Source organism: Vibrio sp. 10N.222.52.B7, from assembly GCF_041474275.1.
Lineage (GTDB): Bacteria > Pseudomonadota > Gammaproteobacteria > Enterobacterales > Vibrionaceae > Vibrio > Vibrio crassostreae_C.
Window position 1 is genome coordinate 119,019 of the sequence record NZ_JBFRTU010000012.1, and the last position, 13,312, is coordinate 132,330.

The 13,312-nt window shown below is 44.3% G+C and carries 14 protein-coding genes; 7 read left to right on the forward strand and 7 right to left on the reverse strand.

Annotated features, from left to right (window positions below; genetic code table 11):
• Positions 1-939, forward strand: a 939-nt coding sequence (locus AB4512_RS05495) for an acetate/propionate family kinase (protein WP_372174594.1), incomplete at its 5' end; no start/stop codon positions are given.
• Between the two features lie 269 nt (positions 940-1,208).
• Here the strand turns inward: AB4512_RS05495 and AB4512_RS05500 are convergent.
• Complete coding sequence (locus AB4512_RS05500; protein ID WP_372174596.1) at positions 1,209-2,174, reverse strand: GlxA family transcriptional regulator; 966 nt, start codon at positions 2,172-2,174, stop codon at positions 1,209-1,211.
• Positions 2,175-2,288: 114 nt separating this feature from the next.
• Here AB4512_RS05500 and AB4512_RS05505 point away from each other — a divergent pair, with 114 nt between their 5' ends.
• Positions 2,289-3,080: an MBL fold metallo-hydrolase gene (locus AB4512_RS05505; RefSeq protein WP_017068423.1), complete on the forward strand. Its 792-nt coding sequence runs from the start codon at positions 2,289-2,291 to the stop codon at positions 3,078-3,080.
• A gap of 215 nt (positions 3,081-3,295) precedes the next feature.
• On the opposite strand, the gene AB4512_RS05510 is transcribed toward AB4512_RS05505, so the two are convergent.
• Both AB4512_RS05510 and AB4512_RS05515 read right to left on the reverse strand, forming a co-directional pair.
• A complete protein-coding gene (locus AB4512_RS05510; RefSeq protein ID WP_102420170.1) occupies positions 3,296-3,499 on the reverse strand; it encodes a pyrophosphatase in 204 nt (67 codons plus the stop codon).
• 477 nt (positions 3,500-3,976) lie between these two features.
• A complete protein-coding gene (locus AB4512_RS05515; RefSeq protein WP_017062447.1) occupies positions 3,977-4,144 on the reverse strand; it encodes a hypothetical protein in 168 nt (55 codons plus the stop codon).
• 217 nt (positions 4,145-4,361) lie between these two features.
• Between AB4512_RS05515 and AB4512_RS05520 the strand changes: the two genes are divergently transcribed.
• On the forward strand, positions 4,362-5,411 hold the full coding sequence (locus AB4512_RS05520) for a cysteine synthase A (RefSeq protein WP_102320367.1): 1,050 nt from the start codon (positions 4,362-4,364) through the stop codon (positions 5,409-5,411).
• A gap of 96 nt (positions 5,412-5,507) precedes the next feature.
• Here the strand turns inward: AB4512_RS05520 and AB4512_RS05525 are convergent, their stop codons facing one another.
• Positions 5,508-6,074, reverse strand: a complete 567-nt coding sequence (locus tag AB4512_RS05525; protein ID WP_102428006.1) for a helix-turn-helix domain-containing protein — start codon at positions 6,072-6,074, stop codon at positions 5,508-5,510.
• 97 nt (positions 6,075-6,171) lie between these two features.
• Here AB4512_RS05525 and AB4512_RS05530 point away from each other — a divergent pair, with 97 nt between their 5' ends.
• Positions 6,172-7,365 carry a benzoate/H(+) symporter BenE family transporter gene (locus AB4512_RS05530; protein ID WP_102398491.1) on the forward strand — a complete coding sequence of 398 codons (1,194 nt, stop codon included), beginning with the start codon at positions 6,172-6,174 and terminating at the stop codon, positions 7,363-7,365.
• Between the two features lie 113 nt (positions 7,366-7,478).
• On the opposite strand, the gene AB4512_RS05535 is transcribed toward AB4512_RS05530, so the two are convergent.
• Positions 7,479-8,462, reverse strand: coding sequence for a hypothetical protein (locus AB4512_RS05535; protein WP_372133039.1), 984 nt, complete (start codon positions 8,460-8,462; stop codon positions 7,479-7,481).
• A 424-nt stretch (positions 8,463-8,886) separates the two neighbouring features.
• Here AB4512_RS05535 and AB4512_RS05540 point away from each other — a divergent pair, with 424 nt between their 5' ends.
• Positions 8,887-9,273 (forward strand): hypothetical protein, encoded by a 387-nt coding sequence (locus AB4512_RS05540; protein WP_102333936.1) that lies wholly within the window; start codon positions 8,887-8,889, stop codon positions 9,271-9,273.
• Positions 9,274-9,420: 147 nt separating this feature from the next.
• Here the strand turns inward: AB4512_RS05540 and AB4512_RS05545 are convergent, their stop codons facing one another.
• The gene (locus AB4512_RS05545) at positions 9,421-10,353 is read right to left on the reverse strand and encodes a LysR family transcriptional regulator (protein WP_102428016.1); all 933 of its coding nucleotides are present in this window, start codon (positions 10,351-10,353) and stop codon (positions 9,421-9,423) included.
• Between the two features lie 268 nt (positions 10,354-10,621).
• Here AB4512_RS05545 and AB4512_RS05550 point away from each other — a divergent pair, with 268 nt between their 5' ends.
• Complete coding sequence (locus tag AB4512_RS05550) at positions 10,622-11,389, forward strand: glycine betaine ABC transporter substrate-binding protein (RefSeq protein ID WP_372174600.1); 768 nt, start codon at positions 10,622-10,624, stop codon at positions 11,387-11,389.
• A gap of 155 nt (positions 11,390-11,544) precedes the next feature.
• The gene (locus tag AB4512_RS05555; protein WP_136978313.1) at positions 11,545-12,570 is read left to right on the forward strand and encodes a zinc-binding alcohol dehydrogenase family protein; all 1,026 of its coding nucleotides are present in this window, start codon (positions 11,545-11,547) and stop codon (positions 12,568-12,570) included.
• Between the two features lie 122 nt (positions 12,571-12,692).
• Here AB4512_RS05555 and AB4512_RS05560 read toward each other — a convergent pair whose 3' ends face one another.
• Positions 12,693-13,304 (reverse strand): CIA30 family protein, encoded by a 612-nt coding sequence (locus AB4512_RS05560; protein WP_136978314.1) that lies wholly within the window; start codon positions 13,302-13,304, stop codon positions 12,693-12,695.
• Positions 13,305-13,312 lie beyond the last annotated feature (8 nt).

Genomic DNA, 13,312 nt, shown 5'->3' on the forward strand with positions numbered 1-13,312 from the left:
GCTATCGGTCACCGTATCGTTCACGGTGGTGAGAAGTTCACTCAAACCGTTCGTATTACTGAAGAAGTAACGAACGAAATTGAAAGCCTATCTGACCTAGCTCCACTTCATAACCCTGCAGGTGCTGTCGGCATTCGTGCTGCGATTGAAGCTTTCCCTTCTCTACCTCAATTTGCTGTATTTGATACGGCTTTCCACCAAACAATGCCACAACGTGCATTCACTGGTGCAATCGCAAAAGAGCTATACACAGACTTCGGCGTACGTCGTTACGGTTTCCACGGTACGAGCCACTACTTCGTTAGCCGTGAAGCTGCGAAGATGGTTAACAAGCCTATCGAAAAATCTAGCTTTATCTCTGTTCACCTAGGTAATGGCGCATCTGTATGTGCAATCAAAGACGGTAACAGTGTTGATACTTCAATGGGCTTCACACCACTTTCTGGCCTAATGATGGGCACACGTTGTGGTGACCTAGACCCAGGCATCATCGAATACCTACTTAAGAAAGGCTGGTCACAAGAGCAAGTATTTAACTCTCTAAACAAGGAGTCTGGCTTCCTTGGCGTGTCTGGTCTTACGAGCGATGCTCGTGGCATCTTAGAAGCAATGGAAGAGGGCCATGAAGGCGCTAAGCTTGCGTTTGAGGTGTTTACTTACCGCGTATCAAAATACATTGCTTCTTACCTTGCAACGCTAGATTCTTTAGACGGCATCATCTTCACTGGTGGTATCGGTGAGAACTCTCTACCAATTCGTCGTGAAATCCTAAACAACCTTAAGATTCTAGGTTTCGTTGAAGATGTAGCAGGTAACGAATCTGCTCGCTTTGGTGCTGAAGGCATCATCGGTAAGTCTGAAATGCTAAACGCATTAGCAATGGTTATCCCAACCAACGAAGAATTCGTGATTGCTCAACAGTCGGTAGAACTACTGTAATTTACTTTAAAAACAGATGGTTAAAAGCGAGCTTAGTGCTCGCTTTTTTTGTGCTCATATGTTGGATAGACCATCGCTAAGTGGCCTTATAGCGAGATAGTCAAAACTCATTCTATTGATTTCGGCAAATCATTTTGTAGCTTCAAACTAGTGATGTTAGGGCTGGCTTGTGATGCCCCAAAAACGCCTAGAATTGAACTTGCAAGGTTTCAGATACAAAAAGTAATAGATGCGACGATCTAGCCCCATCGCCCTCAATGAAATTAAGACTATTGCTTGAATGTAGTGCGCCACTGAATCGGCGATACATGAAAAGCCGATTTAAAGTGCTTTCTGAATACACTGTCAGAGCCAAAACCCGCTTGCTCTGCAACTTGAGGTATCGATAGTTTCGTGGTTTCTAATAGACGTTGGCTAAGCACCAAACGTCGGTTTTGCAGCCATTCACCAAATGTACAGCCATAGGTGGATTTAAACTGGCGTGTGAAGGTACGTTTACTCATCGCACAGCGCTCAGCGACTTCATCTAGTGAGTGACACTGATTAAGGCTCTGCTCCACCAGCTCAATCACAAGGCTAATACTTGTCTCTGTAAGAGGTTTTATGTTGACTGGTGCTGGTATGTATTGCTGCTGTCCACCAGTACGAGATGGCGCAGTCACCATCTTACGTGCGAGATCATTCGCAAGCTCACTACCACACAAACGGCGCACTATATGTAGACAACAATCGAGTGAAGCAGCTACTCCAGCAGAGGTAATGATAGTCTCATGTTCAACAAATAGAGGGTTTGGGTCAAAATCCACCTTAGGAAATTGCTGCTGAAATTGTTCGGAAAACGCCCAATGGCTTGTGGCACGTTTTCCATCGAGAACGCCAGCACATGCAAGTACATAAGACCCGAGGCAGAGTCCTACTAGTAGCTTACCTTTCCCATGATGCTCTATTAGCGCCTCTATAAGTCGCTCACTTGGCTCTGGCAGGTCATTTGGCCAGCTTGGAACAATCACAATATCCGCCTCTTTAATAGCGCTCAAATCTCTATCGATCACCACACCAAATCCAGAGCTTGTTTCAAACTGCAAGCTGTTTTCGCAACAGATTTTCAAGTCAAACCGAGGCGGCTGATCGAAAAAGATATCTTGAAACACCATACAGGGTACAGAGAGATGAAAAGCACTGATGCCTTCAAAGGCTACCATCGTAATTTTAATTAGCTCGGTTGATTTGTTCACAAGTGTCTCGATTTGCGCGAATGTTGACTTTCAAGACAGTATCACAAGAAACTAGAAAGAAGCATACTAAATCTCATAGAGAACATGGCTTGTTAGTGAGTTTAGAGAGGCATTATGAAGATCCACCACCTACGTAGCGCAACATTTATTATTGAATCTGGCGAAAAATTTATCCTTATTGATCCTATGTTGGGGAAAAAAGGCTCTATGCCTCCGTTTTCAGTCATTAAGGCTAAGGCCGCGAAAAATCCAACCGTTGAGATGCCAAGTAATGCCGATGAGCTACTAAACAAGGTTACTCATACCTTAATTACTCACAGTCAAACACTTGGTATCAAGGCATTACAACATGGAGATCACCTAGATCCGGCAGGTGAGACGTTTTTAACAAGTCGTAATATCCCAGTTGCGACACCAGCCAAAGATAAGGCTTACCTAGAAAAATATGACTTAACGGTAAATTGGGGAATTGAAGACTGGCAAACTATCGACTTTCTAGACGGAAAGCTCACCGCGGTTCCGGCTTTGCACGGCCATGGATGGATTCACAAGGTAATGGCTAATGGTGTTGGATTTTTCTTGGAGCTCCCCAATGAGCCTTCTATTTACATTAGCGGTGATACAGTTCTAACCGATGATGTAAAACGAGCGTTGACTGAGTTGAAACCTGATATCACAGTAGTCGCGGCAGGTCGTGCTCGTATGGACGTTGGTCAACCGTTATTGATGTCTATTGATGAGGTCATGGAGTTTATTCGCCTTTCCCCTAATAAGGTGGTTGCGAACCATATGGAGGCACTCAATCACTGTGCAGTGACTCGACCAATTCTTAAAGAAGCAATTGATAAAAACGGTTTGTCAGATAAAGTCCTTATTCCTGCTGATGGTGAGACCTTGGAGTTTTAGATACCTGAACTAATCCGGTGACTCCCGATTTAAGTAAATAGTCTAAATGATTTCTGTCCAGAAACGTTTTTAAAATTGATCAAACTCTATTGTCCTCCGACAACTATGGCTAGATATAGAGCGAGCATAGGGTCAGATAGAGTTTAAAAGTAGGTAGTGGTTAGGGGGGAATTGGTGATCTTAATTACACATCCCTGTGTAACGTATTTTGAATGTCAGCTGGCTTTAAAGAGCTTCATAAATTGACTAAAGCGTGGAATCAGGTTTTGCACAGTCGGCGCATCGGGAATCTCATTTACAAAAATCATAAAGCGCTGTGCTTTACTTTTATCACCTTGAGCAGTCCCTGCTAGTATTGCTTGAGCTAAAATTACATGCTCAGCGGTAACGTCCTTATTCGAAAATTCGTGAATCAACATAGAAAATCCTAACAAGTATAAATACGGATATAATAATACAATATATTGATGTTTATATCGATAGCTTATGGCATTCATCAATGTCAGATTTGTGTAAAAACAAGGTAGTGATGTGCACCATCAATACTGGACAGTGAGCTTAGTGACTTTCCATACTTATGCTAATTCGTGATTTGCTAATACTTGGTTCTTCGAAACTCATTTATGTCCAAACCCGTGTTAATAGGTGCGATTATAATAGCTTGCCAACCAACGAAGAATTCGTGATTGCTCAACAGTCGGTAGAACTTCTGTAATCTGAACTGAAGTCTAAGCAAGAAAAAGACAATCAAAAGCGAGCCCAAGTGGCTCGCTTTTTGTGTCTAGTAAAGATGCGTCTGAATGTTTTAACAGGGGGATAGCCTACAAGGCGATCGTGAAACAGTTTTAGAACAGAGCTTAAATTGCGACTCATCGGGTGATCTGGAAGCGCTAAGGTTATTTAGTCCCTGAGCGGTAGTTTGGATCTGTCCAGCATCGAGGTAACTCTTCCCCTGACATAAACATCAGTTCGGACTTTTTAAACATCTCAGGGTCTTGCTGTTCTTCGCCTGCTTGAAACCGACCTTCGATACTGTCTTGAAATAAGTTGGTTAATTTGGTCATTTCAGTTACATCAACGAGGTCACCGGTTTTTTCTCTTTTAGAAACATTTTTTTGCCCTCAATCTAATCGGTCACCCCTAATTATAATTGCTATTTGGAAAATGAGAGTCTTTTCAATTCCGGCACTTCTTGACTAAGCAGACCCCAGAGCTACGCTTATGATCATCGACAACCCAATCGATGAACAAACTTATCCTCAACAAATAAATGGAGTCGCGATGTCATCTGCCCATATTGCAAACAATCTCAGTGAACTGATTGGCGATACCGATCTTGTTAGAATCAACAGTCTTTCAGAGATATCAGGTTGTGAGATTCTTATTAAGTGCGAACACCAGAACCCGGGTGGTTCGATTAAAGATAGAGCGGCACTTCAGTTAGTTATGGATGCAATAGAAGCCGGTAAGCTTAAGCCGGGAATGACAATCGTTGAAGGTACTGCTGGTAATACGGGAATAGGACTTGCTCTGGTCGCTAAATCCCTTGGTTACAAAATGTTGGTGGTGATGCCAAAAGGGCAGGCACAAGAGAAAGAGCGCATGATCTCGCTTTATAATGCTGAACTGTTATTGGTCGACCCTTGTCCTTTTGCAAACCCTGAACATTTTTACCACACGGCTAAGCGGATTGGTGTCGAAAATGAGAGTTATTGGTGGGCAGATCAGTTTGAAAATCTCAGTAATTATCGAGCGCACTATTTAAATACTGGACCTGAGATCTGGCAGCAAACACAGGGGAATATTGATGCTCTAGTTTCAGTGGTGGGGACGGGTGGAACCATTGCCGGAAACTCACACTATCTATCTGAGCAGCAACCCAATCTCGAAACTTGGTTAGTTGACCCAAATGGGTCCGGCATTTATTCGTTTCTACGTAATGGACACTATCAATCAACGGGAAGTTCGTTCACGGAAGGCATAGGGATCATGCGAACGGTTGAAAATTTCAGGCAGGCAAAAATCAATCGTGCAATCACGCTTCCCGATCAGGATTTGGTGACGATATCCCGCCTTGTTGCGGAACATGACGGTATTCTTCTAGGAAGCAGTTCGTCGTTGAACGTAGCAGGTGCGCTATACGCTGCGGCTAGAATGGGGAAAGGGAAAACCATTGTTACATTTAGCTGTGACCTTGCTGAGCGCTCGTATTCGAAGCTGCACAACGAAACGTTTCTGAAAGAAAAAGAGATACAGCTTAATAAAGAAAACCTCTCTCAACTATGGGCTCGTTATCAAGCCGAAGATGGCAGCATGGTCGTCAACGTATAGTCGCTTTAAGTTAGTAACAGCCAGTGGTCTGCCAGCTCTTTCGTTAGCGCTGAACATCCGGTTAGAGCTAAACATCCGTTAGCACCAAATCCGGCACTATTGCTTGTTATTAGGGTAGTGAATCACATTATGAAATACGGCGTTTCCTTCACCGATATTTTTGTAGGCATGGGTCTGGTTGGCATTGAAGCGAACAGCTTGTCCTGCGCGTAACGTATGCCACTCATCATCAAACATCACGGCCATCTCTCCTGAAATGCATAAGATGTGCTCAGTGACGCCTGCGTTATGTGGGGCGGATTCATGCTGGTAATCGGGTGCTAGGGTGAGTTCGAATATTTCAAATCCTAGTGCTTCCTCAAAAGGAAACAACAAACTGACGAAAAAGCCAATGTTGTATTCCTCATGTCTTAGTTCGTTTGCGTCTCTGAATAAACTCGTCAGTTCACTGTTTGGGCTAGCAGTGATAAAGCTTGAAAGTGACACCTCGAACCCAGAAGCTATTTGCCAGAGCTTAGCGACTGTCGGGCTGGATTCTCCACGTTCAATTTGTCCTAGCATTGCTTTGCTTACGCCAGTTTCTTTCGCTGTTTTGTCTAAGCTCCAGCCTTTTTGTTGGCGAAGGCGTTTCAAATTAACACCAACTTTAATTTCTGTTTGCATATTTTCTCTAAAAGTTTTTACAAATAAGTTGTGCGTTATAGCGCACAGTGCTAGGTTTGGTCTATGGACGTTATAACGCACGCAAGAAGAGATTAACATGACTAAGCTAAAATTTTCTCACGTCAGTACCGGCTTTATCGCTGTTTTCATTGGTTATGCGAGCGCTGCGGCGATTATTTTCCAAGCGGCAATGAGTGCTGGAGCAACCGAAGAACAAGTGGCGTCATGGTTTTGGGCGTTGGGAATTGGCATGGGCGTAACCACAATACTGCTCTCGTTTCATTACAAGAAGCCTGTGGTTACAGCGTGGTCGACGCCTGGAGCGGCGTTGTTAATCACATCGCTTGAAGGGCTGACAATGAATCAGGCTGTAGCCGTGTTTTTGTTCAGTTCGATGTTGATCACGTTAGTTGGATTGGCGGGGATATTTGAGAAAGTCCTAAAACAGATCCCAACATCGATTGCCTCTGCGATGCTCGCGGGGATTCTATTGCAATTCGGTTTGGGTTTGTTCACGTCGCTAATGGAAGAGGCACAAGTCGTAGCGGTCATGCTCGCTGTATTTATTCTGGCGAAAGCGCGGTTAGGAAATTTACTGATCCCAAGCATTTTCATTATCGCACTGGTTATGTGTGTGGGTTTTGGCAAACTCGATGTTAGTCAGGTGACTATGGGATTAACGACCCCAGTGTTCATCACGCCCGATTTTGAGTTCTTTTCGTTGTTCAGTGTCGGTATCCCACTGTTTATAGTGACGATGGCTTCACAGAACTTACCGGGATTTGCGGTTCTAAAAGCGAATGGATACCAAGTCGATTCATCGAAGATCATTACCACCACCGGGGTGACAGGTTTGATTTTCGCGCCGTTTGGTGGCTTTGCGTATAACCTTGCTGCGATTACGGGCGCTATTTGCATGGGCCCGAATGCGGATAGTAATCCAAAGACACGTTACATGGCGGGGATCTGTATGGGCGGGTTTTACTTGTTAGCTGGCGTGATGGGGATGTCATTTGTGTCGCTGTTTAGCGCTGTGCCCTCCGAGATTGTCATTGCGGTTGCTGGCTTAGCGGTGATGCCGACCTTGATGAATTGTTTAGCTGTTTCGATGGCAGACACCCACTATCGAGAGCCTGCACTGCTTACTTTCTTATTCACTGCTTCTGGCACCAATTTACTGGGGATCGGCAGTGCATTTTGGGGTTTGTGCATCGGGTTGTTTTGTTGCTGGTTACACAATTACAAAGCTAAGTCGCGTGGAGCAAGCAAGGCTTCGCAAACTTCGTCGTAATCAAACGACCCAAGATTAGGATCAGGTTCGCTGTGAATTAGAAACATCAGCAAGCTGTTTGAGTAGTAAGCCCAGTCATACTCGTGACTGGGCTTGCTTACAAAGGAATAAAGCTACTTAACTTCGTATCTCAGTAGCACTTCATTATCGAGAACGACATTTGTCGACCAGATAAAGCTTGCGCCAGCACCACTGAATTTTTCGATAAAGTTCATGTACGCTTTTTTATTGTTCACGCCAATATCGTCTTCTGAATATACCGATGCTTGAGGCCAAGATGTTGAATCGAACTCTTGGTTCATCCAGTTGGTTGGTGTTTCCCAATGAGCGGCGTAGGCATCTTGACCTTGGTCAGTTCCTTCCGTGGTGCAGCTTTCAGAAAGACGCTTCCCGTCCACTTCACTCAAACAAGTCAGGTCATAAATCGGTGAGGTATAAAAGGTTTGTGCTTGCCATTCTGGTCCTGTCACGGTTCCGTCACTAAAGCTCGCGATAAAGCCACCATCACCAGCGTGGTATGCCTTTCCGCGGTTATCTTCGCTGCCAAGACCTAGGTTTTCTTCCCAATCAATCACTTTCACGGCAATCGTGTAAGGCTTCTTCACCTTAAATTTTACGATGTTTGAGTTAAACGGTGTGAAAGGAACGGTATCTACCGCGATTAACTTGCCGTTGATATAAAGTTCGAAATAGTTATCGGCAAAAATATAACCTGTTATTTCCTCACCGTCTTGATCCACTATCGCTACAGGTACAGAGCTTTGATCGACTTCGGCTAGGCTACTTGGCGTGGTGTTTGAGCACTCTTCATAAAGATCAAAGGCTTTTGGCCCTGTCGCAAAGTTGTTCTTGGCTGGAACCGTCCAAACCTTTCCTTCGGAGTCCGTAATTTCCCCGACGCCCGCCACTCGGCTACGTCCGTTTGCACACTCAAAGAGATTCGATTCAACGGTGGTCGCCACACCCTGAGTAATACTCGCTGAGCCTTGGTAATCACTGATGTTGCTGACCGAAGGCGTATCTGATGATGGTGAGCAGCCTGTAGCGAGCAAAGCAACCGATGAAAGGGCAAGGGCTTGATATTTTGTGATGAGCATTGATTGGGTATCCGAGAAGGGCTGATTTAAATAAGCGTGGTTCAAAATAAGCGAAGTGCAAGTAAATTAATTGAAAACAAAGCTATTTCAAACAAATCCGAGCTAAGTAGCTAAGTAGCTAAGTAGTTAAGTAAGCCGTGAACTCATAGCTGATAGCTGGAACGACGAAACTAAGCAAGAGCCAAAGCAATTGTGAGGTACCACGCTTATTATTTGATGAGGCATATATTACCCGTACAAATGTAAACAAGCGTAAAGCTGAGTAAGCATGCGCAAAACAGCGCTTTTATAGGATGATCACATCAGCTTGCGCGGAGCTTGAAAAAATACTTAGAACGAAGCGGTTTCAGGTTGTGATTGAGATAGTATTTTGCTACAAAACGCGCATAATCTCGCTATACAACATTTAAAGAAGAATTTACCTATGACTACCTTTCAATACTACTTTCACCAACTGCCTTGCTTCGACTGTAAAAAAACGACAGTAAGTACTGATCTTGGTTGGTTAACGCCTGCGATGAAAGACGATGCTATCGCACAAGTGACAGCAACACTTGCACAAGGCGAGGTCACTCCTGATCTTTCAGCGGACGTGGTTTGTACGAAAGATGAAGCGCGTGAGTATTTACTACTGAACTTCTTCGGTTATTCAGAAGAAGAGCTAGCAAGCGGAATCGAAGCGGATGATGAAAAAGAAGTGGTAGACGAAATCGCAGAGCTAGTAGAAGAAGGTAAAGACACCATCACCTTCGAACATGAGATTGCTCTTCAGTGCTGTGCAGACTGCGATGTTGAAGACGAGTCAAACTAAGCTCTTGTATTAAGAGTATTAAACTAAGTACTCTTATTAAGGTTCATCATGAAGCTATGATGTTCTAATGATGAAAGGCGTTAGCGAATTGAGTTCGCTAACGCCGTTTTTGTCTCTCTGTTTCTTATCTTTAAGCGGCATTCAATCTTAAGATGTTGTGCTTTCTATGATGCCTTGTTTGCTCAGTTGCGAAAGGATCTCAGCGGTCTTCTCTCTGAATAAATCTCTCAGTAGACGCACAGTCGGGGTGATGGATTGACGACTTGGACACACTAACCACAGCTCGGTAGGGGTCGGCTTAAACTCAGGCATAACTTTAACCACTTCGCCTGAAAGCAGATGAGGTGACATGTCTAAACAAGATTTTATTGCCACTCCTTTACCCGCGATACACCAACGTCTTACAAGGTCTGCGTCGTTCGAAGCGCGATTTCCTTTTAGTTTCACTTTATGATCTTGAGTACCATCGTTAAACACCCACTCGTCTTGCAACATGTCATGGAGTTGGTAAAGCAAACCATTGTGCTGCGCTAAGTCACTCGGGTGTTTTGGTGTTCCCATTTCAGCCAAGTAGTCAGGAGCCGCACACAATATCCTCGGCACATCGCATATCTTAAAACCATACATATTGGCATCGGTCGGGGAGCCGTAACGCAGCGCCATATCGACGGAATCTCGGTAGAAGTCGATATTGCTATCGCTGATGCTAGTACGAAGCGTCGCCTTTGGGTATTCAAGCAAGAACTCATCTAACCAAGGTGTGATTAGGTTGCGTCCTAGATCCGATGAAAGCGCAATTCGAATTTCACCATCAAGAATCCCGAGCTCTTCGCGCATGTTGAGCTTCGCTTGCTCCAACATCTTTAAGGCTTGTTCGCATTCCGGTAAATAACGCTCGCCAGCTGAAGAGAGCCTTAGGTGGCGCGTGGTTCTTACAAATAACTCCGCACCTAGTGCCGCTTCAACACGTTTTACCGCTGCACTTGCTGTGGCAGTGCGCATATCAAGGTTGGTGGCTGCAGCGGTGATACTGCGAAACTCCGCCACTTTCAAAATGACCTGTAAATCTTCAAGAAGCATGTTATCTACCTGTATTGAATTATGTTCTAAACATGGCGTTGGGATATTTCCCCATCACAATCTGCAAATGGGTTATCTCTACTTATCGCTTCTAAGTTAGCTTCAAATACTTAATTGTCAAAACTAATTTGATAATAATTCAAATATGAGGCTGTTTTTCATTAGTAATTTTCTCACTATCATTTCCCCATATCGACAACGTAGCGCAGTACACATCGTATGGACGAAGCCTACGATCTAGGGGGATAAGATGACTAAGAAAATCACAATGGGTGTAACGGATTTGTCGTTCCACCGTACGACCGCATCATTGGTTGCCAATGTATTGAAATCCATGGGTTTTGAGGTAGAGCGTATTTTCTCTCCACATCAGGAGAACTTTGAAAAGCTGAAAGCAGGCCAAGTGGATATGCTTTCTTCTGCGTGGTTGCCATCAAGTCACGGTATCTACAAAGCGGGCGTTGAAGAAGTTGAGCCACTTATCGAGCTTGGGCTTCATTATGAACCTTATGCTTTGTGGGGCGTACCAGACTATGTGCCTGAAGAGGCGGTTTCTGAAGTCTCTGATTTATTAAAAGCTGAAGTGGTCGAGAAAATGAACTCGACCATCCAGGGCATCAACCCCGGCGCTGGTATCACACGCTTCTCTATCCAGATGATGAAAGATTATGGCCTGAGCGATGCCGGCTACGAGTTCTTTCCTGGCAGTGAAGACGATTGTTTCAGTGCCTTTGAAAGTGCAGTCGCAAACAAAGAGTGGGTGGTAGTGCCACTGTGGAAACCTCAGTTTTTGCACTATCGTTACGATATTCGTGAGCTCAAAGAGCCTAAAGGCTTACTCGGAATTGTTGATAGAGCGGTACTTCTTTTAAGAGATGATAAGAAGCACCTGTTCAGCGAACAACAGATTCAGAAGTTGGATTCGCTACGTTTCTCGAACGACATCATCGCAGAGCTGGATTACAAAGTTTGCCGTGAAGATAAGACACAAGATCAAGTGACACATGATTGGTTGATTGAGAAAGGCCTGATTTAACCTTTCAGCCGTGGTAGTGCAGTTAGATGTCTGCATTACCCAGATAGCGGTAACACCATTATCAAAAATTATTTGAGAATTATTCAAATATTAGGCGGTTTATCTAGAGTGAGAATTGACTAAGATTAACTCGTCTAATTCAAGGAGAAAGCACAATGTCACTACCATCAAAAATGAAAGCTATCGGATTTACTCAATCACTTGCGATTACAGAACAAGACAGTTTGTTTGAGTTTGAAACGAGTCTGCCAGAACTAAAAAATAATGACTTGCTGGTAAAAGTGAGCGCGACTTCTATCAACCCTGCTGACGCAAAAATTCGTATTCGTAATGCTAAAGACAAAACTCTTGAGCAGCCAAAAGTGCTGGGCTATGACGCCGTCGGTGAAGTTGTTGGTACAGGTGCAGACGTTGAAGGCTTCGAAGTCGGTGACCGTGTGTACTATGCGGGTGACGTAACACGCATAGGTGCTAACGCAGAATACCAAGCTGTGGACTACCGTATTACCGCTAAAGCGCCTAAGAGCCTTTCTGATGAAGCTGCAGCCGTTATGCCACTAGCGACGCTTACGGCATGGGAAGCGTTGTTTGACCGCCTACGTGTTCGTCCTGAAGAGAAAAAGTCTATCCTGATCATTGGTGGAGCGGGCGGCGTTGGTTCAATTACGATTCAACTGGCTAAGCAACTGACCAACCTAAATGTTATCGCAACAGCTTCAAGACCTGAAACTGAGCAGTGGGTAAGAGATATGGGAGCGGACTATGTGGTGAACCACCGTAACCTTGTTGAGTCTGTCCGAGAGCAAGGCATTCAACATGTCGACTACATCTTCAATGTTGCTGATACAAAAGGGCACTGGGATGCGATGGTTGAGTTGATCGCACCGCAAGGCATGATCAGTTCGATTGTTGAATTTGACGGTGGAATTGACTTATCAGCGCTGCAAGGAAAATCAGCAGGCTTTGTTTGGGAGCTGATGTTCACGCGTTCATTGTTTAACACCGAAGATATCCAGAAGCAGCAAGACATCTTATTCCAAGCTGCGAATCTGATTGATTCGGGCCGTATTAAAACGACTTTAACCACGACCCTAAATGGCTTTAGTGTGGATACAATCAAAGATGCACACCAACGCATTGAGAGCAGTGCCTCGATTGGTAAAACTGCCATCAAATACTAATTGCTGATGTTTTAATCCGCCGTTGTTTTGAATTGTTGACGGTTTAAATAGAAGAAGCCCCTGATATCTGATTGCTAGTCAAAAGGTTTCAGGGGCTTTTGTTTGTTTTCAGTTTAGTCAGTTTAGTCAGCTTCTGGTGATGTGATAGGTTTCGATGTTCTGAAGTGAAGCTGTATTAGGTCTAGCTCAAAAGGCGAGGGCTCTTTGTCCGCAATCAAAAAACCGATTTGTTTGATGTCTCGTGACTTAAGTTCCGGCGCATCGCTCAGTAGCCGACCTCTGAACACCGCTTGAAAATCATTGAAGTGGAACACCTTGCTAAACTGTTCTCCCTTTATCGTATCGAAATCGTGTTTGTATTGAATTCGATTGCCGTCCTTCGATGTTGTGAACCTCAGTTGGTAAGTGCGACCATCACCAACGAATACTAGCTCTGCACTGTCTATTTCATGGGCAGGTGATTCAATGGAGCGCTTTACAGAACTGAAACCACCATTATTTTCTAACGATAGCTCGCCCCTAAATCGACTCATATCATCAAGATAAATGAGCTCGCCTGTAGAGATGCCACCCATTACATCGTCGTTGGTCGCTGTCCAATTCTTGTGTTCGTTCGGTTGTATAAAATCAATCATACCTATGCCTGCTACAGATACTTGAGACCATAAAAAGGAGAGGCTGAGTACTAGCCACAAAGGGTGTCTTCGCTTAAGCAATGAAGCCGTTTCGTTCATGATTGTCT

Bases quoted from the DNA above. Each gene is read 5' to 3' on its own strand.
- AB4512_RS05515 (WP_017062447.1), bottom strand. From the start codon at position 4,144: ATGACCAAATTAACCAACTTATTTCAAGACAGTATCGAAGGTCGGTTT.
- AB4512_RS05550 (WP_372174600.1), top strand. From the start codon at position 10,622: ATGGGTGTAACGGATTTGTCGTTCCACCGTACGACCGCATCATTGGTT.
- AB4512_RS05525 (WP_102428006.1), bottom strand. From the start codon at position 6,074: ATGCAAACAGAAATTAAAGTTGGTGTTAATTTGAAACGCCTTCGCCAA.
- AB4512_RS05555 (WP_136978313.1), top strand. From the start codon at position 11,545: ATGTCACTACCATCAAAAATGAAAGCTATCGGATTTACTCAATCACTT.
- AB4512_RS05560 (WP_136978314.1), bottom strand. From the start codon at position 13,304: ATGAACGAAACGGCTTCATTGCTTAAGCGAAGACACCCTTTGTGGCTA.
- AB4512_RS05510 (WP_102420170.1), bottom strand. From the start codon at position 3,499: ATGTTGATTCACGAATTTTCGAATAAGGACGTTACCGCTGAGCATGTA.
- AB4512_RS05545 (WP_102428016.1), bottom strand. From the start codon at position 10,353: ATGCTTCTTGAAGATTTACAGGTCATTTTGAAAGTGGCGGAGTTTCGC.
- AB4512_RS05535 (WP_372133039.1), bottom strand. From the start codon at position 8,462: ATGCTCATCACAAAATATCAAGCCCTTGCCCTTTCATCGGTTGCTTTG.
- AB4512_RS05505 (WP_017068423.1), top strand. From the start codon at position 2,289: ATGAAGATCCACCACCTACGTAGCGCAACATTTATTATTGAATCTGGC.
- AB4512_RS05530 (WP_102398491.1), top strand. From the start codon at position 6,172: ATGACTAAGCTAAAATTTTCTCACGTCAGTACCGGCTTTATCGCTGTT.
- AB4512_RS05540 (WP_102333936.1), top strand. From the start codon at position 8,887: ATGACTACCTTTCAATACTACTTTCACCAACTGCCTTGCTTCGACTGT.
- AB4512_RS05520 (WP_102320367.1), top strand. From the start codon at position 4,362: ATGTCATCTGCCCATATTGCAAACAATCTCAGTGAACTGATTGGCGAT.